26 protein-coding genes are annotated in these 25,379 nt (G+C 32.8%); 12 read left to right on the plus strand and 14 right to left on the minus strand.

Annotation, left to right across the window (positions count from 1 at the left end; genetic code table 11):
• Positions 1–470: flagellin (locus CIGNP109_RS02670; protein ID WP_272887902.1), on the plus strand; the 470-nt coding region annotated here is incomplete at its 5' end.
• A 95-nt stretch (positions 471–565) separates the two neighbouring features.
• Here the strand turns inward: CIGNP109_RS02670 and CIGNP109_RS02675 are convergent.
• From CIGNP109_RS02675 to pta, 3 genes are read right to left on the minus strand one after another with little or no spacing between them, the layout of a single operon-like run.
• Positions 566–1,858 carry a DUF2920 family protein gene (locus CIGNP109_RS02675; RefSeq protein WP_086228117.1) on the minus strand — a complete coding sequence of 431 codons (1,293 nt, stop codon included), beginning with the start codon at positions 1,856–1,858 and terminating at the stop codon, positions 566–568.
• A complete protein-coding gene (locus CIGNP109_RS02680; RefSeq protein WP_086224869.1) occupies positions 1,855–3,057 on the minus strand; it encodes an acetate kinase in 1,203 nt (400 codons plus the stop codon). Before CIGNP109_RS02680 ends, CIGNP109_RS02675 begins: the two co-directional genes overlap by 4 nt.
• Entirely contained in the window at positions 3,058–4,425 is a 1,368-nt protein-coding gene (gene pta, locus CIGNP109_RS02685; protein WP_086228118.1) for a phosphate acetyltransferase, read from the minus strand.
• A gap of 71 nt (positions 4,426–4,496) precedes the next feature.
• Between pta and flgH the strand changes: the two genes are divergently transcribed.
• Positions 4,497–5,210: a flagellar basal body L-ring protein FlgH gene (flgH, locus tag CIGNP109_RS02690; RefSeq protein ID WP_086228119.1), complete on the plus strand. Its 714-nt coding sequence runs from the start codon at positions 4,497–4,499 to the stop codon at positions 5,208–5,210.
• A 113-nt stretch (positions 5,211–5,323) separates the two neighbouring features.
• On the opposite strand, the gene CIGNP109_RS02695 is transcribed toward flgH, so the two are convergent.
• From CIGNP109_RS02695 to CIGNP109_RS02705, 3 genes are read right to left on the minus strand one after another with little or no spacing between them, the layout of a single operon-like run.
• The gene (locus CIGNP109_RS02695) at positions 5,324–6,115 is read right to left on the minus strand and encodes a YhjD/YihY/BrkB family envelope integrity protein (protein ID WP_086226338.1); all 792 of its coding nucleotides are present in this window, start codon (positions 6,113–6,115) and stop codon (positions 5,324–5,326) included.
• On the minus strand, positions 6,115–7,494 hold the full coding sequence (locus CIGNP109_RS02700; RefSeq protein ID WP_086228120.1) for an FAD-linked oxidase C-terminal domain-containing protein: 1,380 nt from the start codon (positions 7,492–7,494) through the stop codon (positions 6,115–6,117). The genes CIGNP109_RS02695 and CIGNP109_RS02700 overlap by 1 nt, the downstream gene beginning before the upstream one ends.
• Positions 7,495–7,504: 10 nt before the next feature.
• On the minus strand, positions 7,505–8,221 hold the full coding sequence (locus CIGNP109_RS02705) for a plasminogen-binding N-terminal domain-containing protein (RefSeq protein ID WP_236844777.1): 717 nt from the start codon (positions 8,219–8,221) through the stop codon (positions 7,505–7,507).
• A gap of 129 nt (positions 8,222–8,350) precedes the next feature.
• Between CIGNP109_RS02705 and CIGNP109_RS02710 the strand changes: the two genes are divergently transcribed.
• Genes CIGNP109_RS02710 through CIGNP109_RS02720 form a run of 3 tightly spaced genes read left to right on the plus strand, consistent with a single transcriptional unit; the run spans position 8,351 to position 11,450 of the window.
• A complete protein-coding gene (locus tag CIGNP109_RS02710) occupies positions 8,351–9,514 on the plus strand; it encodes a peptidoglycan DD-metalloendopeptidase family protein (RefSeq protein ID WP_236847541.1) in 1,164 nt (387 codons plus the stop codon).
• A 2-nt stretch (positions 9,515–9,516) separates the two neighbouring features.
• Positions 9,517–10,872 (plus strand): magnesium transporter, encoded by a 1,356-nt coding sequence (mgtE, locus tag CIGNP109_RS02715; protein ID WP_086228122.1) that lies wholly within the window; start codon positions 9,517–9,519, stop codon positions 10,870–10,872.
• Positions 10,857–11,450 (plus strand): NUDIX hydrolase, encoded by a 594-nt coding sequence (locus tag CIGNP109_RS02720; RefSeq protein ID WP_086228123.1) that lies wholly within the window; start codon positions 10,857–10,859, stop codon positions 11,448–11,450. Before mgtE ends, CIGNP109_RS02720 begins: the two co-directional genes overlap by 16 nt.
• Here the strand turns inward: CIGNP109_RS02720 and CIGNP109_RS02725 are convergent.
• From CIGNP109_RS02725 to CIGNP109_RS02745, 5 genes are all read right to left on the minus strand, one after another.
• Positions 11,447–12,409 (minus strand): cation diffusion facilitator family transporter, encoded by a 963-nt coding sequence (locus CIGNP109_RS02725; protein ID WP_236845029.1) that lies wholly within the window; start codon positions 12,407–12,409, stop codon positions 11,447–11,449. The two genes, CIGNP109_RS02720 and CIGNP109_RS02725, sit on opposite strands and share 4 nt — an antisense overlap.
• Positions 12,410–12,415: 6 nt before the next feature.
• Entirely contained in the window at positions 12,416–14,167 is a 1,752-nt protein-coding gene (locus tag CIGNP109_RS02730; protein WP_086228124.1) for a Na/Pi cotransporter family protein, read from the minus strand.
• On the minus strand, positions 14,167–14,883 hold the full coding sequence (locus tag CIGNP109_RS02735) for an EI24 domain-containing protein (protein WP_086228125.1): 717 nt from the start codon (positions 14,881–14,883) through the stop codon (positions 14,167–14,169). The genes CIGNP109_RS02730 and CIGNP109_RS02735 overlap by 1 nt, the downstream gene beginning before the upstream one ends.
• Entirely contained in the window at positions 14,880–15,575 is a 696-nt protein-coding gene (dut, locus tag CIGNP109_RS02740; RefSeq protein ID WP_086228126.1) for a dUTPase, read from the minus strand. Before dut ends, CIGNP109_RS02735 begins: the two co-directional genes overlap by 4 nt.
• A 96-nt stretch (positions 15,576–15,671) precedes the next feature.
• Positions 15,672–16,205, minus strand: coding sequence for an ATP/GTP-binding protein (locus tag CIGNP109_RS02745; protein WP_086228127.1), 534 nt, complete (start codon positions 16,203–16,205; stop codon positions 15,672–15,674).
• A 101-nt stretch (positions 16,206–16,306) separates the two neighbouring features.
• Here CIGNP109_RS02745 and CIGNP109_RS02750 point away from each other — a divergent pair, with 101 nt between their 5' ends.
• Positions 16,307–16,714: a hypothetical protein gene (locus tag CIGNP109_RS02750; RefSeq protein WP_086224857.1), complete on the plus strand. Its 408-nt coding sequence runs from the start codon at positions 16,307–16,309 to the stop codon at positions 16,712–16,714.
• Here the strand turns inward: CIGNP109_RS02750 and CIGNP109_RS02755 are convergent.
• Genes CIGNP109_RS02755 through CIGNP109_RS02765 form a run of 3 tightly spaced genes read right to left on the minus strand, consistent with a single transcriptional unit; the run spans position 16,706 to position 20,555 of the window.
• On the minus strand, positions 16,706–17,086 hold the full coding sequence (locus tag CIGNP109_RS02755) for a response regulator (protein ID WP_086226324.1): 381 nt from the start codon (positions 17,084–17,086) through the stop codon (positions 16,706–16,708). The genes CIGNP109_RS02750 and CIGNP109_RS02755 overlap by 9 nt on opposite strands.
• Complete coding sequence (locus CIGNP109_RS02760) at positions 17,083–19,902, minus strand: hybrid sensor histidine kinase/response regulator (RefSeq protein ID WP_086228128.1); 2,820 nt, start codon at positions 19,900–19,902, stop codon at positions 17,083–17,085. Before CIGNP109_RS02760 ends, CIGNP109_RS02755 begins: the two co-directional genes overlap by 4 nt.
• The gene (locus CIGNP109_RS02765) at positions 19,899–20,555 is read right to left on the minus strand and encodes a hypothetical protein (RefSeq protein WP_086224854.1); all 657 of its coding nucleotides are present in this window, start codon (positions 20,553–20,555) and stop codon (positions 19,899–19,901) included. Before CIGNP109_RS02765 ends, CIGNP109_RS02760 begins: the two co-directional genes overlap by 4 nt.
• A gap of 154 nt (positions 20,556–20,709) precedes the next feature.
• On the opposite strand from CIGNP109_RS02765, the gene rpmH reads away from it, so the two are divergent.
• The 6 genes from rpmH (at position 20,710) to mnmE (ending at position 25,378) form a co-directional block, all read left to right on the plus strand.
• Positions 20,710–20,844 (plus strand): 50S ribosomal protein L34, encoded by a 135-nt coding sequence (gene rpmH / locus CIGNP109_RS02770; RefSeq protein WP_086224853.1) that lies wholly within the window; start codon positions 20,710–20,712, stop codon positions 20,842–20,844.
• Positions 20,845–20,852: 8 nt separating this feature from the next.
• Positions 20,853–21,185 (plus strand): ribonuclease P protein component, encoded by a 333-nt coding sequence (gene rnpA, locus CIGNP109_RS02775; protein WP_179187537.1) that lies wholly within the window; start codon positions 20,853–20,855, stop codon positions 21,183–21,185.
• A 78-nt stretch (positions 21,186–21,263) separates the two neighbouring features.
• The gene (yidD, locus tag CIGNP109_RS02780) at positions 21,264–21,605 is read left to right on the plus strand and encodes a membrane protein insertion efficiency factor YidD (protein ID WP_086224852.1); all 342 of its coding nucleotides are present in this window, start codon (positions 21,264–21,266) and stop codon (positions 21,603–21,605) included.
• Positions 21,599–23,170 carry a membrane protein insertase YidC gene (gene yidC, locus CIGNP109_RS02785; RefSeq protein WP_086228129.1) on the plus strand — a complete coding sequence of 524 codons (1,572 nt, stop codon included), beginning with the start codon at positions 21,599–21,601 and terminating at the stop codon, positions 23,168–23,170. The genes yidD and yidC overlap by 7 nt, the downstream gene beginning before the upstream one ends.
• A complete protein-coding gene (locus CIGNP109_RS02790; RefSeq protein ID WP_086228263.1) occupies positions 23,166–24,071 on the plus strand; it encodes a Jag N-terminal domain-containing protein in 906 nt (301 codons plus the stop codon). Before yidC ends, CIGNP109_RS02790 begins: the two co-directional genes overlap by 5 nt.
• Positions 24,068–25,378 carry a tRNA uridine-5-carboxymethylaminomethyl(34) synthesis GTPase MnmE gene (gene mnmE, locus CIGNP109_RS02795; protein ID WP_086228130.1) on the plus strand — a complete coding sequence of 437 codons (1,311 nt, stop codon included), beginning with the start codon at positions 24,068–24,070 and terminating at the stop codon, positions 25,376–25,378. Before CIGNP109_RS02790 ends, mnmE begins: the two co-directional genes overlap by 4 nt.
• The last annotated feature ends 1 nt before the right edge of the window (position 25,379 follow it).

A 25,379-nucleotide genomic window follows, 5' to 3' on the forward strand; every position in this document is an offset into this window, starting at 1 on the left:
CTGGTTTTACTGCTGGTGACGCTATGATAACCGCTGCTAATGCATCAACTGGTTATGCTCAAGCTTCAGTAAATTTAAAATATATGAACGCAGGAACAATTGTTTCAGATACGGCTAACGCAATGGGCTTTTTTAGAGGTGGCGAAGCATCTACTGGAACAGCTCAAGCTGGAGGAGTTAACACATATGCAGGTGCTCAAGCTATGATAGATGTAGCTGAAGCAGCTAGAAAAACTCTAGATAAGCTAAGAGCTGACCTAGGTTCGGTACAAAACCAATTAGTAGCTACTATAAATAATATTACAGTTACTCAAGTAAATGTAAAATCAGCTGAATCTCAAATAAGAGATGTAGACTTTGCTAGTGAGAGTGCAAACTTCTCTAAATTTAACATACTAGCCCAAAGTGGAAGCTACGCTATGAGTCAAGCAAATGCTGTACAACAAAATATATTAAGACTACTACAGTAGCTTAAATTTAAATCTTTAATATCTTAAATTTACTCGCAATGCTTAGTCATTGCGAGGGTTTATTTAAACATAAAATCTAAATTTATTTTATCGCTTTATTTTTTCTTTTTACACTCTAAGCTAACTTGGTTATCTTTTTGACTAAATTCATATGTATATTGGCTAGTTTCTAGCGTGATTACTGGCTCGCATTTTGGACGCTTGTTGGCTGCGATTTTATTTAAAATCCATTCGTAATTATTAGCTACAAGTAGTTTAATGCTCATATCCATTCCGTGAGATAGATTTTTGATAAATTTACCATCAACTCTAGATTTATCGCTTACGATATCAAGAGTAGCATCAAAGCCATTGGCTTGTAATTGCTCATAAAATTTAATCTTTTCATCAATTGGTGCTACACTATCACCTTTTACATGGTAGCATTTAAAAATCGGTTTTGGATAGTTACTAAGTACTTTTAGATGATTAGGTTCATTGACGTCTCTAATCTCATATCTAGAGCGACTAAAATAGTTTGGGCTTTGCGAATTTGATGTCCAAAATGTTTTATCTGAGAGGCATAGGTGAAAGTTTTCATTATCTCTACTATCTCGCCTATATCTCATAAAATCAATCTCTTTACCAAATCCAATAGTACGGAATGTTCCTGGCTGGTAGTCTTTTTTATCAAATATTTCAGTGCTTAGGTTCCAACCGCAATTATCCAAAACAGCATCTACAGCCCATGGGGCAAATTTAGCACAGAGATTAGCTATATATCCGCCATGGCTTGAGCCTACATAGATTGTAGCAAGCTGCCCATTTTGACAATTAGGATGAAGCTTAAATGGAGGATTGTTTTTAATATATAAAACTGAATTTACCACATCAAGTGCAGCCATTAGGCCAAAGTTTTGATACTCGCCATTTGGTGGAGTTAATGTCATATGCATAGGCATTTTAAAATATCCTCTAAGCTTGCCAGTTAATTTTTGCATTCCAATGAAAGCATATAGATGCTCATTGACAAAGTCCCAAATCTCTTCTGATTCCATTTTGGTTAGTTCTATATTATCTGGAATTGGATTGCCAATATTCTCAGCTACTGTTTTAAGGATTAACTCATCAATCTCATCAATGCTAAATTTTGCCGCTGGTGGATTGCTTTTGACACCAAAATAATTAACTGTAATTACAGCAGCATCAAGGTCTCTTGCTATGCTATGAGCTAGATTGTCTCTATAATAGGTGTCACCATCTTGGCCAAGACCTGGAATAACAGCTATAAGCGCTCTAATCTCTTTAGTGCTATCATAGGTAAGCTTAAACTCAAGCTTTGAGTTACGCTTTATATCTAGTTCAGCGTCGTTTATTCCATCTATTTGATAGTCAATTGTCTTTATCATTTATTGCCTTTATTTTTGATTATTCTTAGTGCATCTTGGGCGATGGCTAGCTCTTCGTCAGTTGGGACTATGGCTATGCGGACTTTGGAGTCGATTTGGCTTATGCGTCGTGGTTCATCTTTTGACTCTTTATTTTTAATTTTATCAATTTTGATATCAAAAATCTCTAGACCTTCGCAAACTGCCTCTCTGATTCTAGCGTCATTTTCGCCAATTCCAGCAGTAAATATAATTGAATCGATTTTACCTAAAATTGCAATATACGCACCAATGAATTTTTTCACCTTTAGCACAAACATATCAAACGCAAGCTTAGCATTCTCATCTCCTGCATCCATCTTTTGTTCTATTATACGCATATCGTTGCTACCGCCGATGGCTAATAGGCCAGATTTTTTATTCATTATATTATCAACTTCTTTAGCGCTTAAATTTGCATTTTCCATCAAAAATGGCATAATCGCTGGGTCTATGCTTCCGCAGCGTGTTCCCATCATTAACCCTTCAAGTGGAGTTAACCCCATTGTAGTATCTATACATTTGCCATTTTTTATCGCTGCAATACTAGCACCATTTCCAAGATGTAGAGTGATACAGCTAAATTTATCATAATCAATATTTAAGATTTTAGCAGCCGCTTTAGAGACAAATTGATGAGATGTACCGTGAAAGCCATATTTGCGAATTTTATATTTCTCATAAAATTCAATCGGCAAAGCATACATATATGAGCTTTTTGGCATAGTTTGGTGAAAGACTGTATCAAATACAGCGACATTTGGGATATCTGGGCGAACTTTTAGCGTCTCTCTCATTCCAGCTAGGTGAGCAGGATTGTGAAGTGGAGCTAATGGTATAAGCTCTTCAATCTTTGCCATTACACTCTCATCTATTAATACTGCATCACTAAAAACATCAGCACCTTGAACAACTCTGTGACCTACACCATCAATTTCATCTAAGCTATTTACTACTCCAGAATTAAATAGCAACTCATTCATAATATCTATACCTTGAGCGTGATTGGCTATGGGCCTAGATATCTCTTTGATACTTCCATGAGCGGTGGAGATTTTAGCAAAGGAGTTATCTGAGCCTATTTGTTCAATTAGTCCTTTGCACATTACGCTCTCATTTTTCATATCATAGAGTTTAAATTTAATAGAACTACTACCAGAGTTAATAACTAAAATTTTCATCTACTCTCCCTGGATTGCGCTAATTAGTGCAGTATTTACGATATCTTCGACCAAGCAACCACGACTTAAATCGTTAATTGGCTTATTTAATCCTTGCAATATTGGCCCAATAGCTAAAGCATTTGCTGTTCTTTGGACTGCTTTGTAGCAGATGTTTCCACAATTTAAATCTGGAAAGATAAATACATTTGCATTTCCGGCAACTTTTGAATTTGGCAATTTTTTAGCTGCTACTACTGGATCAATGGCTGCATCAAATTGGATTGGACCTTCTACATCTAGGCTTGGGTCTAGCTCTTTTAAGATTTTAGTAGCCTCTATAATAGCATCAACGCTTGGGCCACTTCCGCTGTCTCCTGTAGAGTAGCTAAGCATAGCAACTTTAGGTTCAAAGCCAAACTCACGAGCTGTAGCAGCTGTAGCAATAGCAGCACCGGCTAGATCTTTTGGTGTAGGATTTGGCATAATAGCACAATCTGCATAGAAGTGAATTTGGCCATTAGTACACATAATAAAGCTACCACTAACGCTAGTAACGCCAGGTTTTGTTTTTATAAATTGCAAGGCTGGACGGATGGTTTGGGCTGTAGTTGTACTAGCACCACTTACCATTGCGCTTGCTAGCCCTTTATACACAAGCATAGTGCCAAAATATGTTCTATCTTTGATTAGTTCTTTGGCTTTTTCTAGCTCCATACCTTTACTTTTACGAAGATCATAAAGAGTAGTAGCAAATTCTTCTAAAAGTTCGTTATTAGCTGGATTTATAATTTTAGCTTTGCTCAAATTTAACCCTAATTCATTAGCTCTTTTATTGATATCATTCTTATCGCCAAGAAGAATTAAACTAATAGCACCGCTATTTAGCAAGATATCGCACGCTTTAAGAACTCTATCATCATCGCTTTCTGGTAATACTACAGTTTTTAGCTTTTGGGCAGCTTTTTGATAGAGTAGGGTTTCAAATTTAAGAGGAGTTATATAGTTGCTTTGAGTATTTTTAATCTCATCAATGCTTTTTAATGATTTAAATCCAAGCAGCTTAGCTTTATAAGCAGTTTGATTGCTAAGCAAAAATGGAGCATTTAGATTGCGAGCAAGCAATGAGTCAAGGAGTTCATCGCCAGATCCAATTATTATTACAAACTCAGCCTTAATGCTACTGAATTTATCCATTACAGCTTTGATTAGTTCATTTTCTTTGCCTGAATTTAGTAGAGTGATTGCTTCATTAAGAGTGAAAACTTTAAATTCGCCATCATCGCTAATGGGTAAAATCGTAACACCTTGGCTAAATTTAGAGCTTAAAACATCTCTAAATTCACCATTTTCATAGTCGCTTTTTAAGATATAAATCGATTTTAGCATTGTTTTATCCTATATTTGGTATTATTTTAACGAATTATTAGTATATTGTATCATAAAATTGAGAGTTATTTATGAAAAAAGTTTCTTTTTTTACACTAATTTGCGTTGCAGGCATTGGGCTTGGCGGTTGTACAACTGGGGCTGATCCACACATTTCAATGGCGCCACCAACATATGTAGAAGAGTTGCCAAGTCGTGTTCAAGGTAATGGAGTAGGAAATCCTGGAAGTTTATTTGGTAAAGGGGATAATCCGCTATTTTCTGATAGAAAAGCGATGAATGTCAATGATATTGTAACGGTTATAATTAGAGAAAATGCCAATCAAAGCTCACAGGCTGATCGCTCAACCTCTAAAGATAGCTTAACATCGCTAAAAGGTGGAACATTTACTACGCCTGAAGGCTCACCATTAAAAGGACCACTAAATGATATTAATAAAATAGCTGGTATAGGATTTAGCGCTGGAAGTGGTAGTAGCTATTCAGGAGGGGGTTCAACTAGTAGGACTGAGGCATTTACTACTACGATTTCAGCCAGGATTATTAAGGTTTTAAGCAATGGTAATTACTTTATCGAAGGTAGTAAGGAAATTTTGCTAAATAATGAAAAACAGATAATGCAAATTAGTGGAGTGATTCGTCCATACGATATTAGCCAGTATAATGAGATTGAATCTAGACATATATCTGATGCTAAAATATTATATAAAACCGAAGGCGACCTTCAGCGTGCGACTGATAAACCATGGGGAACTCGTGTTTTAGAGACGATTTGGCCATTTTGATTTATTAATTTATAAATTTATAATTGCTAGGGTAACAATTTGGTTACCTTAGCAATTGAATTAACTAAATTTAGTATAAATAGCAGATAGATATCTATTATCTACAAATAGCTTTAAATTTGCTCTTTGCTTTTTTCAAGTACTGAGCAGAGTCTAACTCCATACAAAAATATAATCCACGATATATATATCCAAAGTATAAAAAATAGCAAAATAGAAAATGAGCCATATATGCTAGCGTAAGTTTTATTATAAAATGAGTATTGGATAAAGCCCCATTTTGATAGCGACCAAGCGAGCGAGCTAATAAATGAGCCAATAGCTATGCTTTTAAATGATAATTTTTTGTTGATACTAATTAGATATGTAATAGCAAAAATTGCCCAGATTATAATATGAGGAAATATAGCTAGAAAATTTATCGAACTGGTAAATTCACTGCTTTTTAGTGCGGTTTGGATGAAATTTGAAAGCCAAAATGATAAGCCAAGCCCTAAAGGCATAAGGGTAGTAAGTGTCCAGTAATTACTAAGACTTTGCCAAAATCCTCTTTTTGGCACATTAGAAATTCGTGATATAACATGATCATATTCACTAAAAAACATCAAACTAGTAAAAAATATAGCCACAACTCCCATCACTCCAAGTGAGCTAGAGTTGCTTAAAAATTGATCTAGATATTGGGTGATATTTTGACTTGGGAGCAAGTTTGAGTAGATAAATTCCTTTATTTTAGCATAATAATCAGCAAAATTTGGCATAGTAGTAAAAATACTAAGCGATACAAAAATAATAGGAATTATTGAAAGCAAAGTGTGAAAGCTAAGACTAGAAGCAAAATGAAATATTTGCTTATCTCTTAGCTCTTTTATAATAATCTTAGCAATTTTTTTAGCTTCTTGCATTAAAGTCCCATTTTAAATGGATTTAATATATTATTTGGATCAAAGGCTTTTTTGATTGATCTAAATAGCTCCATCTCGCCATCGCTAAAAGCTAAGCTCATAAATGGTGCTTTAGATATGCCAATGCCGTGTTCGCCACTTAGCGTTCCGCCAAGCTCGATTGTGGCTTTGAAAATTTCTGTGATTGCTTGATGGCCACGCTCGATGGCCTGTGGGTCTGATTTATCTACCATAACATTTGTATGGACATTGCCATCGCCAGTGTGGCCAAAGCAAGGTGTAGTAACATTATATTTAGCTGAAATTTGAGATATTTTATCTAAGAGTTCAGGTAGCTTAGAGCGTGGGACGGTGATATCTTCATTTAGTTTTAGGCTGCCATACATTGTGATTGCTTGAGAGCAGTTGCGTCTAGCAAACCATATATCAGCGCTCTCTTGTTCATCTTTTGCTACTTTGAAATCTATAGCTCCATTTTGCATAAAGCAATCTTTGATAATTGCTAAATCTCCATCAATTACATCTAAATTTGGTCCATCCACATCACTAATTAATATCGCTCCAGCATCAGTTGGTAGGCCTTTGTTGAATTTTTGTTCAACTGCTTTAATGCTTAAAGAGTCTAAAAACTCCATCGCCACAGGGGTTACACCAGCGGCCATTGTCTTATACACAGCATTCATAGCTGAATTCACACTAGGAAATACCCCCATAGCGGTCTTTTTGAATTTAGGTTTGGCGATTAATTTTAGAGTTATTTCAGTAATTGCTGCTAAGCTACCTTCACTAGCTATCAAAATTCCAGCTATATTATATCCGGCGACATCTTTTATCGTTTTTTTACCAGCTCTTATAATCTGTCCATTAGGCAACACAGCACGCAAAGCCATCACATAATCTTTGGTAATTCCATATTTCGCAGCACGCATTCCGCCGGCATTTTCACTGACATTGCCACCTATGCTACTATAATTTTCACTAGCAGGATCAGGCGGATAAAATAGCCCCACTTCTAATGCAGCCTTTTGTAAATCCATATTTATCACGCCTGGTTGGACTACGGCTACCATATTTTGCATATCTATCTCTAAAATTTTATTCATATGCTTCTCAAAGCTTAGCACCACTCCGCCACCACTAGCTAGGGCGCCACCAGTAAATCCACTTCCAGCGCCCCTTGGGACGATTATTATCTTATTTTCGTTACAATATTTTAAAATTTCACTTACATCATTTTCATCTCTTGGGAATAAAACACCATCTGGTTCATATCGCTTTTTTGTTGCGTCATAGCAGTAGGCTATCTGATGGGCTTTGTCAAATTTGGCATTATCTTGACCAATTAAATTTTCAAAATATTTTATATGTTTAGAATCCATACTTATCCCCTTATCTAGCTAAAAGCTTATTGTAATATTTGTCATAATTGCCGATTTTAGCACCATCAAGTTTCCAAAATACTGTATCTATATTTTTAATTCTTGTATAAAATGGTACTTCATAATAATCTACACTGCCAGTTTTAAAGCTTTGCAAAATTTCAAAACTACCACAATCAGCAAAAACAGCCTCTTTATCAAGTGCTATAAATATAAGTCCGGCTGCATTTTGTGCGCACATTTTACGAAAATCAGATCGGCTTGGGTTTGGCTTATACTCATAGCTTAAATAAGCAGCTATAATATCAGGATGAATAAAATCAATATTACTAAAAGCTTTAGTAACTTGATCATAAATTTCTTTGTTTGGGACTACGATTAAAGATCTATTATACATAAAATTTAAAATTACTTCATCGCCAGCTTGTGGCAAGATAGTAGGGAGTGGAAGTGCTGTTTGTTTAAGCTGGTCAAATAGCTCAAATCTTAAATTTGCATAGCCATCTTTTTTGCTAGTTACAACTGCCCTAGCTATTATGGTTTTGCTGCCATCTTTTAATTTGTGCAACACAACACCACTTGAGCCAACTATAAAGCTATTATTATCTATAATTGTAGCGCCACCTTGAGTAGTATTTAAAATTAGATTGTAGCTTGGTTTTAGATCAAATTTAGCTCCAAAACTAAATGAATATATAGCAAAGATTAAAACTATAATTTTTTTCAATTGCATCCCCTTTTTGATACTTTTTATAAATTTGGCCATAATTATATCTTAGTTTGGGTAAATGTTTGCAATGTGTAAATAATTTTGAGTTATAATTACAGTATTAATCTGCTTCTATTAAGGTTTTTGATGAAAAAATTTATCTTATCTATTTTAGCTTTTATGAATTTACATGCAGTAACCACAAGTGTTGAAGAGCTGACATGGCCGCAAGGCGATACATTTTTAACCTTTTTAGAGAGACATAATATACCATTATCTATATATTATAATCTCTCAGGCGAGGATAAAGAGTTAGCTAGTGAGTTAAGCGCTGGGACGAAATTTCAAATTTTGCGTGATTCGAATAATAATATTAGTCAAATTTTATTACCTATTAGCAATGAGATTCAAATTCATGTTTTTAAAGATTTTAATAACCATTATAGTCTAGATTTTATCCCAATTGTCTATGAAAATGAAAATTTTGTACTAAATGTAGAGATAAATGACTCTCCATATAGAGAGATAAAAAGAGCAACAAATGATGAAGCACTAGCTAATTCGTTTAATAAAGCTTTTAGTGGAAGCGTAAATTTTAAAACGCTTCAAAAGGGCGATCGACTGGCTATAGTATATGAGCGTAAAAAGCGCTTAGGTAAATATATCGGCGAGCCAAATATCAAAGTTGCTATGATAGAGACTAGGGGAAAGCCAAATTATATATATAAATTTAATGATGCGTTTTATGATCCTAATGGAAGAGAGCTTGAAAATTTCTTATTGATTAAGCCTGTGCCAAATGCTAGAATTAGCTCAAGATTTAATCCTAAAAGATTTCATCCGGTATTAAAAAGATATAGAGCGCATTTAGGTACTGATTATGCTGCGCCAAGAGGGACAAAAATTTACGCTGCTGGTGATGGCATGGTAAGCTTTGTAGGTAATAAAGGCGGATATGGCAAGACTGTTACTATCCAGCACTCAGGTGGATATATGACACTTTATGCGCATTTAAATGGTTATGCTAAAGGTATTAAAAAGGGTAAAAAAGTAAAAAAAGGTCAGTTAATAGCCTATGTAGGAAGCACTGGTTTAAGCACTGGACCGCATCTACACTTGGGATTATACAAAAATGGCAACGCTATAAATCCAGAATCTGTAGTCAAAATCACAAAATCCGAGCTAAATAAAAACCAAAAAATTGAATTTAACAAGCTAAAAGATAGCCTAAATAACCAAATTCAAGCTAGTTTCAAAGATCATATAAACAAAGCACCGCTTGAAGATATATCAAATATAACAGAGATATAATCATGCCAAATTCAAATTTAGAAGAGGCCAAAGAGCAACTCCAAAAACACATTATAGAAGAAAATGAGCTAAGTGCTGCTGATATCGCAAGCCACTTAAAGATATTAAAAACTCATGATGAAGATGAGTATGCTAAGTATTTAGAAAAGCTTGATGCGCAAACTCTTGGTGAAGCAGCTATGGAGATGCCTGAGCATATGTTGCGAGATGTGATAGAAAATCTCCCAAATGACAAGATAGCTGAAGCAATCGATGAGCTAGAAAGCGATGACGCAACTGACCTTATACAAACTATAGAAGAGATAGATGAAGAGAAGGCCAAAGAGCTTTTTAGCTCACTTGAAATAGATAGCCAAAAAGAGATTAGCAAGCTTATAAATTATGAAGATAACGAAGCTGGTGCATATATGCAAACAGAGCTATTTAGTGCTAGATTAGATGAGAGTTTAAGTAGTGCTATAGCTAGATTTCGCATAATGAAACAAGAAGATAAGATAGAAAATGTATTTTCTTTGTTTGTTGTGGATAATGAAGGGGTATTAAAGCACACAATTGCTCTTGAGGATCTTATAACATATGATTTTAATCTAAATTTAAGCCAAATAGTGAGCGAAGATGAGGAGAGATTTAAACCACATTTTGCTATTGATAGTGATGATATTAAAGTAGCTGTGGATATTATTATGGATTATGATTTGAGTGCTATTGCTGTGACTAATAGAGCTGGTGTGCTACTTGGTCGTATCACAACAGATGATATTCACGATTTTTTGGAAGAGAGTGCAACTGAGCAAATCTATAATCTAGCAGGGGTTGATGATGATGCTGAAGAAGAGGGATTAGTAAAGACTGGCCGTGCTAGGGCAGCTTGGTTGTTTGTGAATTTAATCACGGCGATTTTGGGTGTTATTGTGATTGGATTTTTTGAAAAGTCTATTGAGAGTTTAGTAGCGCTTGCAGTATTAATGCCAATAGTTGCTAGTATGGGTGGTAACGCTGGCAATCAAACACTAGCTGTTACTGTAAGGAGATTGGCTCTTGGTGAGATAGGGATTGGGGATTTTTGGGTAGTGCTTAAAAAAGAGATTATAATGGCTATTTTTAACTCTCTTATCTTTGCTCTGTTTTTAGGTATTTTGGTGGGGCTTTGGTTTGATAAGCCGATGCTTGGAGTAGTCATAGCAATAGCACTTGTGGCTAATATCATTATGGCAGCATTTTTAGGGACATTTATCCCACTTAGTTTAAAGAGAATAGGGCTTGATCCCGCTGTTGGTAGTACTGTGTTTTTAACTACAGCGACAGATATTATAGGATTTTTTGTATTTTTAGGATTAGCAACATGGATTTTACTATAAGTAATTTAAGGGTTATACCATTAAAAGAGTCAAAATTTGTAAAGCCTTTTAGTATCTTATATACTCAAGATGGCAAGGATAAACGCTGGGATTGCGTAGAGGCGCATGATAGCGTAAGTTGCCTTTTATATCATAGGGAATTTGATTCATTTTTATTTGTTAGGCAGTTTCGTCCGTCTGTATGGTACTATCAAGATAAAAATCAAACTCCAATCAAAAACGGTCTTACATATGAGCTTTGTGCTGGGATTATGGATAAGGGATTAGATACCAAAGCTACGATAATTGAAGAGATTCTAGAAGAGACTGGATATAGAGTTGGTAGCGTTGAGAGAGTGACTAGTAGCTTTACTGCTCTTGGATTTGGAGCGAATGCTCAAACGCTATTTTATGGTGAGATTGATGAGAGTATGAAGGTTTCAAGTGGTGGCGGCGTTGATGATGAGAAGATAGAACTAATCTTTATAAAGCGTGATGAGATTCTAAGCTTTATATATGATGAGAGTAAGGTTAAAGCGCCAAATTTACAATTTTCTATTCTTTGGTGGATGATTAATAAAAAGGCTAAATTTGATTAAAGCCATTTTGGATTTTTAGTGAAGCTCACACTTAGCCAAATTTTATAGCTTGGAATCTCAAGCCCTCGTTCTATCTCATCCCTGATTAGATCCATCTCATCTATATTTTGAATTTTAAATGACTCTCCCATTAAGATATTTACCTCAATCATAAAAAATCTTCCGCTTTTTGCTACATGCGTATCATAGTCGCTAAAATTATATTTTTTGGATATATTTTGAAGTAGGGTATCTATCTTCTCATCCATATCTTTTGGTGCAACCATCACCAAATCGGCTAAATTTTTTATAAAAACCTTAAGTGGCATAACACCTAAAATCATTGAAAGTACTACTAAAAGCCCTGGATCAAGGTATTTAGCCCATTCTGATTGGCTCTCTCTATCAAATAGCCAAACTGTTCCAAAAACTACAAATCCACCTAGATATAGCACACTATCAATTAGCCACTCAAGACTATCAACTGAGATTAAAGGAGATTGTAAAATTTTGGCTTGATATGATGTAAAAAGCCAAATTCCAATAGATAAGATCATAGAGAAAAATGAGTAAAGCATAGCCTTATCAAATTCAACTTCATATCCACCAGATAAAATCGCCTGAATTCCATTAACCATCGCATACATACATAACAAGAGTAAAATTAGGCTTTTAAATAGATTTACCATTGGCTCAAAGCGCATATATCCATACTGAAAGGTATCATCATCTTCTTTGTATATAAATTTAGATGTGATAACGCTAAGTAGTATTAAGATAATTGATAAAAATGCTACTAATCCATCAAAAATAATTGCCTTAGAACCAATATAAATTCCATAAGCAATTCCAAAAACTGCTAGCACTACAGCACAAGCTAGTGAAATCTTTAAAACAAACTGCTCTTTTTTACACTGCATTAAAGGCTGTTCGACATTATTTCTAACTTTTTTATATTTATTATGTGGACGCTTTATCATATTCTATCACGCAGTTATACTTTCATTTAATGATTGATTGTGATGATGTGCAAATATCATCTCAGCAACCTTTAGCATACCTTTAGTTATATTCTTCATCAGTGCCGTATCATTCATAAGAGAAGTTGCCATTTTATTGGTAATTTTTTTATTTATGATTAGCACATCAAAGTTAAACTCACTATCATATGCATTGTAAATTTTGCGTAGATTTTTTATTTGAGCTTCTAATTCATCTATATCTTTAATGCTTGCAATATTATACATAATGCGAAGGCACTCTAACATCTCAACTCTTAATCTATCATACTCTTCTTTGGCATATTGGTTAGAACTAGTGATATATTTAAAGACATTTGGTTGAGTATTTTTCATATCCTTTAGCGTCTCAGCCATAATTAGTGCTGCATGTCTAATATCCATAAATTTACTTAACTGTTCAGGTTTTGCATTGGTTCCAGCTAATATAGCGTAGTCGATGATTTGACTATAAATCTCTTTAAATCTATTGTTATATAGTTCATCATAATCCATTTTAATTGGAGTTTGGCGTAGCTTTATTATATCTTTTGCTGAAATATCACTATTTTGGATATCGCTGTTACTTATGCTAATAGCTTTAGCTATAATGGAGTTTGCATTAGAATAAAGATGTAAAAGCTCCTTGCCAAGTACTTCAAGCGCACTATCAGGGAATTGCAAAGATTTCTCATCAAGATATTTAGCACTATCGATTTTACTTCTTTTGCTTGAGTCTTTCATATATTTATTTAAAAGTTTTTCCATAAATGGAATAAGCGGGTAAAATATAATAACCCCTAATGCGTTAAAATATGATAAGAATACTGCTAGTCTAAGAGTGTAATCATCATCTGCGATTCCAAAATATGTACTAGTTACATCAGTAATATACATAAAAGGTACGATTAGTATAACGCTAATAATTGCACATGTTACATTAAATAACACATGAGCAACAGTGAGCTTTTTACCCTCCATATTTGCATTTAAGGAGCCAATAATTGCCATCACAGTTGAGCCGACATTTGAGCCAATGGCAATACCAATAGCATTATCATAGGTTATCTGTCCTGCACTTAGTGCTGCTAAAGCTAGAGTAAGAGATGCGTGCGAGCTTTGGATTAATACTGTAACTATAATTCCTACAAAGGTATAAATAATCAACCCAGCCATTCCAGACATCGCAAATTGCGATAGATCAATGCTATCTTTGATATGATCAAAGCCGCCTTTCATATAAGATATTCCAAGAAATAAAAGACCGATACTAAATAAAAAATATCCAAAACCTTTAATTTTTTCAGTTTTATTTACCATACATAACATACCTATAACTATTAAAGGCATAGAGTAAGCAGCGATATTTACCTTTAGACCAAAACCAGCCAAAAACCAGCCAGTAGTAATAGTGGCTAAATTTATTCCATAAATGATAGCTAAACCTGAGGCTAATGTGATTAGCCCAGCACTTAAAAATGATATTGCAAGAACGCTAACAAGGCCGCTTGATTGCATTACTGTAGCGCTAACTGCACCAAATAAAAAGCTTTGGAAGTTTCTTTTTGTCATTTTTTTTAAAAATTTATCTAGACTTGCCATCATAGAAAAACTTTTTTCTAATACACTCATAGCATATAAAAATATACAAATTCCAAAAATAATAGTAAGAAAGCTTTGGCTAAGATGCATTAATACGCAGGTTAAACCAATAAAACCAAAAAATAGAATATTTTTCATTAAAATCCTCTTGAATTTTTCTCTAACAATATATGACTTAAAAATATTACAAAGAATATCTGTAAAAATAGTCCAACAAATGGCACTAATGTTAGAATATAAAATAGTACTGAAGCGCTAAAAAATTTAACCCCACCACCTTTTTGCATATCTATTTCAAAGATTAAGCTATCAGAAGTATTACTAGCTATATCAATGAGCATTAAGCGATAAAATAGATAAAAAAATGGTAAATTTAGAATAAATAAATTTAACACAGGAATAAATAAAAGGGGTATACATATTAAAAATATTAGAATAAATTTAATAATCGTAATACCAATTAGCTTAAAAACATGCATATTACTAGGTAGTGGAGTTGAGTTATAGCCATAATACTTATCGTTTATATATTTAACTACATATGGTGTTAAAAATCCAGTTATAATACCTGCAATTGCTACACTTAATAAAATAGCTAAAAATATACTAATTATATAAAATGATGAAGTTATCATAAACTGCACAACGCTAAGAGATAAAAGCCACGCTATAAATCCATCTCCATTAGCATATGCTTCAATGCTAGGACGGGCTAAAATGCTAAAAACATCACCGCCAAAATATATCACTAACCCAATCAAGCCTCCAAGTGAAATAAAAAGCGGCAAAAATGAAAGTGCTAAAAATCTAAAAGTTAAAAAGTCGCTCAGCGAGCGTTTGATTATACTATTCATTTGATATTTTGGTAGGCAGTTTTAAGTTTAGCGTAAATTTCATCTACGCTACTAGCGCCATTTTGTAAAATTTCATTCATTACAGCATTATCCTCTACACCATTCCAAATTTTTATATAGCTTCCATCTTTATAGCCGTGATCTTGACGGAATTTATTTAAAACATTTTTGCCAATATAGATATTAAATAGCTTTTGTAAATTTACTCCACATTTTAATGAAACCCTAAAATAATCTCTTAAAAGGTCGAAGAAATTTATATTAAATCCACTGCAGCGATTTATAATTAGCTCAGTATCGTTTATAATTTCATAGATACTATACTCTTTTATATTATATGGCTCTTTACAAAACTCATTAAATCCACTAGTTGATACTATATCATCAGTTAAATTATCAATATCGCCAAGGGAATTTATCTTATACTTCTCTAGTCCAAGACTCATAATAAAATGCCAAATATCAACAATTTCAATAGCAACATTGTCTACATCTAGTGGAGAATTTATAGCCTTCCAATGTTTCCACGCAAAGTTATCAATTAGCTCAGCACACTCCATATAAATGCAACGTTTCCAGCTAATTAATTTACCATCTTTAGTATGCCCCATCTCCCAGCCAATACCATTAGTATCATCATTTAATTGCTGTTGGAGATTTAACATCTCTTTTATTAAATTTCTATACATCATAATATACGCCTTAAAATTTTAAATTTAAGATTATACAGTAAATTTGTTTAATTATATATGAAATTTGGCCTAAAAAAGCTTGCTAAAGTAGCAAGCTTATGCATAATAATTTAGATTATTTTGCGGTTTTAGCATATTTTCAAATAGCTTTTGAGTCTGTTCTAGTAGAGATTTATTTAAGTTGTTATTTTTAGTTTTATGTTCTTTTAGCATCTCATCAAACATATCTAAAAGTGAACTTTTTAACTCTATTTTAGCATCATCGCTATTTAAATTTGGTAACTCTTTTTTGAGTGAATTTGCAATATTTGAGATAGTTTCATCGCTAAAAGGTTCATTTTCTTTGATATGTTTCATAAAATCATCAATTTTTGGGCGGAGTTCTTCTAACGCTTTTGCAATCTCTAATTTATCTTGCTCACTTATACCATTTTGACTATTTAGCTCAAATTTATACCCATATGCATGGCGTAGATTTAGGCTTTGTTCGTTTGAATTTTTGGAGTTCTTGCTTGAGTAGGCTAACTCTTTATTATCATACATCGCAAGATTTATGGTATCGCCAGAGCTAGTTTTAAACGAGTAGTTAAACGCATTATATGAAGCGTTTGCGTAGCTGTTTGTAATCATTGAAAATCCTTAAAATTTTATAGTATATCGGTTAAAATGCGATATATTTTAAGCCAAATTTGGCTAAAATTAAGCAAAAATAGTGCCAAAATGGATGAAAAATGGATGAAAAAATAGCTAAATTTATAGATAGTCAGCATATTTTAACCCTTGGAGTAAATGGGAAAAGTGGCGCATATCTATGTAGTTGTTTTTACGCTTTTTTAAAGCCAAATTTAATTATTGTTGCTTTTGGCGATGATAGCTATCATGCTAAAGTGATTCAAAATGATAGTAGGGTTTTTATAAATATCGCCTTGCAAACAAAAATAGTTGGCAAAATCCAGGGTCTTCAAGCGAGTGGGTCTATATATCTAGTAGATAATGAAGTGGAGAAAAATGCATATATATCACGCTTTATTTATGCTAAGCTAATGAATTTGAATTTATATAAAATAGAGTTAAAGTGGCTCAAATTTACAGATAATACCTTAGGATTTGGTAAGAAAATTGAGTTAAATTTAGCTTGAATTATTGGCAACTTGCTTGATTAATTTACCTAGCGTTTTTTTACTAATTGGCTTTACAAGAAATGCAAGTACTCCAAGCTCCATTGTCCGTTGACGAAGAGTTGCATCAGTGCTAATTACGATAATTGGAATATCTTGGAGATATTTACGACTTTTAAAATTATGTAAAAATTCAAAACCATTTAATCTTGGCATATAGATATCTAAAAGTATTAAATTTATATCAAATCGCCTCTCTAAAATTTCCATAGCCTCAAGCCCATCACTTGCTGTAGTAATGCTAGAGATATATAAATTATCAGATAAAATCAGCTCTAAAAGCTTAATGCTTATTATATCATCATCAATTGCTAAAATATTTAGTTTTGTCATTGGATTAGCTCTTTTATCTGATTTTCTAAGTTAGATTTACTAATATTTGTGCTAATTAGCTGAGTAAATTGGGCTTGAATTTGTGTTGGGATTTTGCTGTTTGGTTCGATAAATAATACGACTTTACTCTCAAAATTATGCAGTTGGGAGCTATTTTTGATAATATTTAAAATTCTATTAGCATCAAAAAAGCTTGCTGTATAATCTATTAAAACCAACTTGTATGCTCTATTTTGCGTAGCCTCTTCAAGTTCATCAAATGAATCGACAGTATCTATCGTATGGCATACTTTTGATAGTACAGCGTGATAAATTCTATTTTCCATTTTGCTCTTTTTAAATAATAAAATATCTCTTGTGCCATCTAATGCATTAAGTGGATCTTTATTGCCAATACTCGCTAAGATTTCGATAATTTGCGATTTTAAAAGCGGCTTTTGTAGATAATAATCAAATAGCAAGTTTGTTTTATTAATTTGCTCTTTAGAACTTGATAACATTGCAATTATCGGTGTTCGTTCGATATCCTTTTCATCTTGAGTACTAATGATATTTGTAGCAGCAATTAGCGCATTTTGTTTATCTAGTGCAATATCTGTAAAAATTGCATCATAATTGTTAATTAAAGTAAGCTCATATAAGCTTTTACCATCATTTACTACATCTACACTGGTACAAATTTCTTCAAACATCTCTTTTGTTTTTTTACTCTTATCATTTGTGCCTATTAGAATTTTTAGGTCATATTTTTGAGTTGATTTTAGGCTATTTAACAAGGCATTTATTAACGAGATTAAGCTAGGACTAAAGCCGTGATTAAGATCGCTAAATTCGATATCTTTTGAATCTTTTTCATTTTTAAATTTACCAATTGCTGGGCTTAAATTTGGCTCAACTATAACTCCAAGATAGTTTAAATATAAATTTATAATTTTTAAATTATCATCACTTATTCCTTCAGGAATGATTGAAACTTTTGAACCTTTAAAAAGATTTGCATAGCTTTTATCTACATTTGAGTGGAGTTTTAAGGTTAGATCTAGACTAAATTCGCTTCCAATTTTTAGCTGGCTTTTGACATTAATTTTACTATTTAGCATTTTAGCATATTGGCTAATAATACTAAGCCCAAGACCGGTTCCACCATATGTTTTAGTTGCATTTTCATTGGTATAGAAGTTATCAAAAATCTTGCCTAAAGCATTTTGAGCAATACCAATTCCAGTATCTTTAACCATAAAGCTAAAGCTAATATTACCATTTGTGGATTGTAATTTTTTTACATACACGGTAATTTGTCCGCCACTTTGGGTAAATTTAATAGCATTATCGATTAGATTTATAGCGATTTGTTTAATTTTGTCTTCATCGCTAAAGACAGTTACCATCAATTCTGGATCGATGTAGTAGGTTAAGGTTAAATTCTTAGCCAAAAGTCTATTAAAGTAGGAGTTAATAATCTCATCAAATAGAGTATAAAGGCTAAAATCACTCTCATAAAGCTCGACATTTCCACCTTCAATTTTTGCCATATTTATGATGTTATTAATAGCTTTTAGTAGGTTTTGGCTACTTTGTTCGATTATATCAATTAACTCTTTTTCATCTTTGCCTAGTGAGCGGCTCTTTAATAGCTCACTAAAGCCCAAAATACCATTTAATGGCGCTTTAATCTCATGAGATATATTAGCTAGAAATGCTGTTTTAGAGCGGCTATCACTTTGGGCGATATTTTTTTGAGCGATTATTTTATCTAAGGCTTCATTTATAATTTTATGACCATTTTCTAAAGTTGCAGTTTGAGTAGATTCTAGCGGGTTGGTAGCTGATACGGATTTGATTTTATCGATAATTTTTGATAGGTTATCAATATTGGCTTTTATATAGTTTTTAGTATAGTATGATACTAGTGATAAAATTATACTAATAATCCAAACAATAAAAGCCAAAATAGAATCTATCCATAAATCTTTTTCAAATTCATCTAGCTCAGTTTTGATTTGAGAACTGATTACATCTTGTATTTGATATGAAAATTCTAATTCATCACTGATTAAATCATAATATTTTTGTGCTAAATAAATACTTGGTTCACCATTTTTAATCAACTCTATTGTAAAAGTACTTAAGTTGTCTATAGCTTGCTTATAATTTTGGCTTTTAAATATCGCTTCTATCTGTTTTTTTGCATAACTATCAGGTAAATAGCCGTAATTTAATCCATTATTTCTAATCAAATCTAGCCATAATAAAAGCTCTTGTGTATTAAGTGCTCTGTGATTAATGATATTAGCTACCAAATCACGCTTGGCACTAATTGAAATGCTATTAGAATAAGAGGATATAAATGTAAAAATAAATAGATTTAGCCTATTTGATAGATCATGTTCCCTCAGGTTAAAAATTTCATTTTTAATCAGCAAGTTTAAATCTCTAAAGTAGCTTAAAACTTCGGAGTTATTTAAATTTACATCATCTAGCGTGTAGCGAATTTGAGGTAAGGACTCTAAGCGGTTTAAAATCTCGTTTAAGCCTAGTTCGTTACTATGTAACTGTTTGATATGTTCTATTGTATGGTCAGTAATTTGCCGATTGACATTTTTGCTATTAGTATCATTGATTATCATCTCTTTATCTAACTCTTTTGAGAGATTGGCAAGATCTAAAGCAATTGAAAATTCATGGCGTAGTTCTTTTAAATTCATACTAAGATTATATTGAAAAATTAGATACCAACTAGATATCAAAAATATTACAAATAGTGGCAATGTTGCAATTAAGCGTAAAATTCCAAGTAAGCTAAAGTATGATCTCATTGCATCTCGCTTTGAATTATATTTTCTATATTTGTTATAAAATTAGTATATTTATAAAATTCATCATTTAGTAGCTGTTCATCGCTAGTTGCTTGAATATTAATTAAGATTTCACAAAATTCGGTTAGTTTTAATTTTGTTGCTAGTTGGGCAAGCTCTCTTATAGTATCATTTGCATCAATTAGTAATAGTTTTGCTTCATATAATTTTTCATAGTTTTGACGGGCAAATTGGGTAAATTCTAGCATTCTACGCTTGAATTCGGTTGCATCTAAACGGCTAATATATAAAATATCCCAAAGCCATCTATTTTTATCATTAACATATGATAGACGATTTCCATCAAATAATAATTTAACACTGTAATAATGTTCATTTACATCCTTTAAATTTACCACCTCTACAGCGATTTTTACACTCATTATATCGCCATTATCAAGCTTAATTTGCATATCTTGGATATTGCTTTGAGATTGAGAGATTATTAGGTCTATGTAGTGATTTTTAGCATTATATAGCGGACTAGTCTCTAAAAAATAGTCACTAATATCATTACAACTCCTAAAAAAATCCTCTGGAGTTAAAAAGCCAAAAAGCGAAAGTCCTTCGCTGCTAATACCAATCATTTCATAGTTTTGATCATAAAGTATCATCTTAAATTCCAAAATAAATTTCTTGATTTTAGCGTAATTTGCTTTAGATTGAATTTAAATAGATATAGCTAAATTAAATTTATAAAAATTCAAAGCAGTTTAAGTAAAATTTAGGTAGAATCCAAAACTTAATTTTTACCTAAAGGAAAAGTTTATGAAAAGAACTTATCAACCACATAAAACACCTAAAAAACGCACTCATGGCTTCCGCGTTAGAATGAAAACCAAAAACGGCCGTAAAGTAATTAGCGCTAGAAGAGCAAAAGGTAGAGCAAGACTAGCCGCCTAAGAGCTAAATTGAAAATTAATAAATTTGACTCTATTAGCGATAGTAAAGAGTTTAGCAGAGTCTATCAAAGTGCCAAAAAATGGCATTGTGATTTAGCAGTTGTCTATTTTTTAGAGTCAGATACGAGTAGATTCGCCGCAGTAGCAAGTAAGAAGATAGGAAAGGCAGTTGTAAGAAATAGGGTCAAAAGGCTTTTTCGTGCTGCATTTTCCACACTTAGTAGTGATCTAAAAGATGGTATATATATCTTTATTGCAAAAAGCGGAGCAGATAAGGTGCCCTTTGATAAAATTTGCAAGAGTTTTAGATGGGCGTTAAAAAGGATGGACTCTATAAGATAATGAGCGCTCTTATCCTTTGAGTAGATAATTTAGCGCTCTTTTTGTTCATTTTGATTGCAAATTTATAGGCGCAAATTAATGAAAATTGCTACTAGTTTGGTTATTTTTTATAAAAAATATATCTCACCATTATTGCCAAGGTCGTGCAGATACTATCCTAGTTGTTCTGAGTATGCTCTTTGGCAGCTTAGCCACAGCGGGATAGTCGCCTCTATTTTTGCCATTAGCCTTAGAATTCTGCGATGCAATCAACTCTTTAGAGGTGGCATAGATTATCCTATTATTAAGCGAAAATTTACGCCCTCTTATCTATTTTTAAAGCAGAGTTATGTAGAGCCAAAATTTTGGCTTATTCGGCATAAAAAAGATAAATTTTATTTAATAAAAGCATTTGACTTATCAAAGGAAAAGAAGTGTTAGATAAACTCTCAACCCAAAAAAGGCTGATAATAGCCACAGTTATATCTGTCTTATTTTTTATAGCTTATGATGCGTTGTTTGCCCCAAAGCCGTTAATTGATACAAATAAAACAGTAGAACAAAATCAGAGTGCACCAGCTACTAATTTAGCTAACTCTACGATAGATAAAGCAGCTATTGCGCCAAAACAAATTAGTAAAAATATCGCCACAATTGAAGGTGCAACTTATAGCGCTACAATTGATGAGCTTGGAAGAATTAGCAACTTTACACTAAAAGATTCTAAATTTAAAAATGAAAATGGTGAACAAATTTCACTTTTAAAACCTAGCTCGCCACTTCCGCTTGAGATTCGTTTCTCAGACACAGCTATAAATGAAAAAGCCTTTAAGGTTGCTTATACTGTAAGTAGTGATAAAATTGATGCTACTAAGTCCCCGGCCAATATTACTCTTACACAAAATTTAGATTCATTTAGCGTAGTGAAAAATTTAACTTTTCACCCAGATGGATCATATGATATTGATGTTAAGGTAAACTCAAATCACGAGTATTTTATCACTGCTGGATTTCGTCCAATTGTAGCAGTAGATGGATATACAGTTCATGGAGTTTTATTACGCAAAGAAGATGATAGTTTAGAGATTATAGAAGATGGTGATGCTAAGGGGAATGAAATATTTAGAAGTGTTGATCTTTTAGCAAATAGTGATAGATACTATACAACTCTATTTTATGATAATAAAAGATCAATGGAGATCTTTATTCAAAATGATGCCGATGAGAATACCTTAAGCTTTGCTAGAAATATTGGAAATTTTAGCGCTAAAGGCTATATTGGGCCAAAAGATTATAAAACTTTAAAAGCTATTGAACCAAGTTTAGTTGATACTATTGAGTATGGTTGGTTTACATTCATTGCTAAACCTGCATTTTTATTACTTGATTGGCTATACTCGTTTATAGGTAACTGGGGCTTTGCTATTGTTGCGCTCACTATTATTATTCGTATAGTTTTATTCCCATTAACATATAAGGGAATGGTATCAATGAATAAACTAAAAGAGTTAGCTCCAAGAATGAAAGAGATCCAAACTAAATATAAAGGAGATCCTCAAAAAATCAACGCCCATGTAATGGAATTATATAGAAAGCATGGAGCAAACCCAATGGGCGGATGTTTGCCGATTTTAATTCAAATTCCAATTTTCTTTGCTATTTATAGGGTTTTATTAAATGCTATTGAGTTAAAAGGAGCTGAATGGATATTATGGATTAACGACCTTGCAGAGCTTGATCCATATTTTATTTTACCTATACTTATGGGTATTACGATGTATATTCAGCAACACATCACTCCAACAAATTTTACCGATCCAATGCAAGAGAAGATTATGAAATTTCTACCGCTGATATTTACATTTTTCTTTATTACATTCCCAGCTGGTTTAACGCTTTATTGGTTTATTAACAATCTGTGTTCTATAGCACAACAAATGGTAGTAAATAAAATATTTGCTCGTCATAAAGCTCAAGAGATAGCGGAGAAACGCCATGAGCATTAGGATAGAAGCTAAGGATTTAGAGGCTGCTTATATAAAAGCAGCCAGCCAACTTGGATGCTCTACTATAAATTTAGAAATTACTCCGATTAAACCATCTAGAAAAGGCTTTTTTGGTTTTTTTCAAAAAGATGGACTTTTTGAAGTTACAGTTAAAAAAGAGGCTGAAAAAAAGGCTAAAAAATCAAAACCAGAGCGTAGTGAAAGAGAGATAAAAGAGCTAAAACATCATACTCCAAAACCATTAAAGGCTGAAACTAGCAATAAAAGTGAAGATAAATCTGAGCTAAAATCTCAATCAGAACCAAAACTTCAATCTGAGCTAAAAACTGAAAATAGTGCCGAAGTAAGATCGGCTAAAGAACAAATAGCCAAAAAACCAGTACTAAATATCGACCACTCTATATTTGATTCATTTCATAAAATAGATGAAAACAAACCTTCTCAAGATGATATTTTATTAGAAATTAGAGCAGGACTTGATAAATTACTTATAGCAAGTTCATTTGATATTGAAGTAAGTGAACTCTCAATTTATGATGCTGATACTATATATATCAAACTTGATGGAGCTGATGCAGCGCTAATGATAGGTAAGGAGGGCTATAGATATAAGGCGATTTCATATTTATTATTTAATTGGATAAATGCTAGATATAATAAAGGAATTCGCTTAGAGATAGCTGAATTTTTAAAAAATCAAGAGAGTAGTATGGCAACATATTTAAGCGGTGTAATCGAAAGAGTAGAGCTGATTGGAAAGGCTCAAACTAAGCCACTTGATGGTGTTCTTGTTAAGATTGCCTTAGAACAGCTTAGAGATAGATTCCCAGATAAATATGTCGGAATTAAAAATAGCGATGAAGGCAAATTTATCGTTATAAATGACTTTCATAAAAAATGAATATTGTAGCACTTGCGACTCCGTATGGAGTAGGAGCAATCTCGATTATAAGACTTAGCGGCAAAGATGCTCTAAGCATTGCTGATAAAATATGTGGTAGTTTAACGCCTAGAGTTGCGCATTTAAAAGAGTTAAAAGATAAAGATGGCAATGTCTTAGATGAGGCTATTGTTATATATTTTAAGGCTCCATTTAGTTTTACTGGTGAAGATGTTGTGGAGTTTCAAACTCATGGTGGCGTAGTTGTAGCAAATTTAATTATAGATGAAATTTTAGCTTATGGAGCTAGAGTAGCTGACCCTGGAGAATTTAGTAAACGAGCACTACTAAATGGTAAAATCGATTTAGCTAAGGCTGAGAGTATTCAAGGATTGATAAATGCTAGAAGCGAGGGTGCGGCTAAAATTTTAGCTAGAGTTATGAGTGGTGAGCTTGGTTTATTTTGCGATACTTTGCGTGATGAACTAATATCAACTCTAGCTTATACTGAGACTTGTATTGATTATGCTGATGATGACTTGCCAGCTGATATAATGGAGCAAATTAAGCTAAAATTAAAAGAAGTATCATCAAAACTAGATCACATAATCTCAATTTCAAATTCCAAAAAAGGCTTAATTGATGGCTATAAAGTAGCTATTATTGGTTGCCCAAATGTAGGTAAAAGCTCAATTTTAAATTCACTTTTAAATTATGAACGTGCTATAATTAGCGATACTCCTGGTACTACTCGTGATACTATTGAAGAGCAGATAAAAGTAGGCACTCATTTAGTACGCATTATCGATACCGCTGGCATTAGGCATAGTGATCATGATATAGAAAATATAGGAATAGAGTATTCTAAAAGAGCTGCTAATAGCGCTGATATAATTATTTGTGTATTTGATAGCTCAAGAGTTAGTAATAGTGAAGATATAGCTATTTTAGATTTTATCAATAGTTTAAATAAAAAGGTGATTTTTGTATTGAATAAATCTGATTTGGAATTTAAATTTGATCTTGATATTGATGGGATTTTGCTTAGTGCAAAAGATGAATGCTCAGCTTTAAAATTTGCACTTGAGAGATATTTAAACTCACAAGATACAAATGAGATAATGCTAAGCTCAAATCGCCAAATAAAAGCATGCCAAGATGCTAAAAATGCAATTGATAGAGCAACTGAGCTTTTAGATGAATCAGTGTTGGAGCTATTTGCTTATGAGATAAATAGAGCCATAAAAGAGATAGGAAGCATTACAAAACCACTCCAAAATTCTGAAATTTTAGATAAAATGTTTAGCAGTTTTTGTCTAGGAAAATAAA

The sequence above is a fragment of the Campylobacter sp. P0109 genome (assembly GCF_002138755.1).
GTDB classification, from domain to species: domain Bacteria; phylum Campylobacterota; class Campylobacteria; order Campylobacterales; family Campylobacteraceae; genus Campylobacter; species Campylobacter devanensis.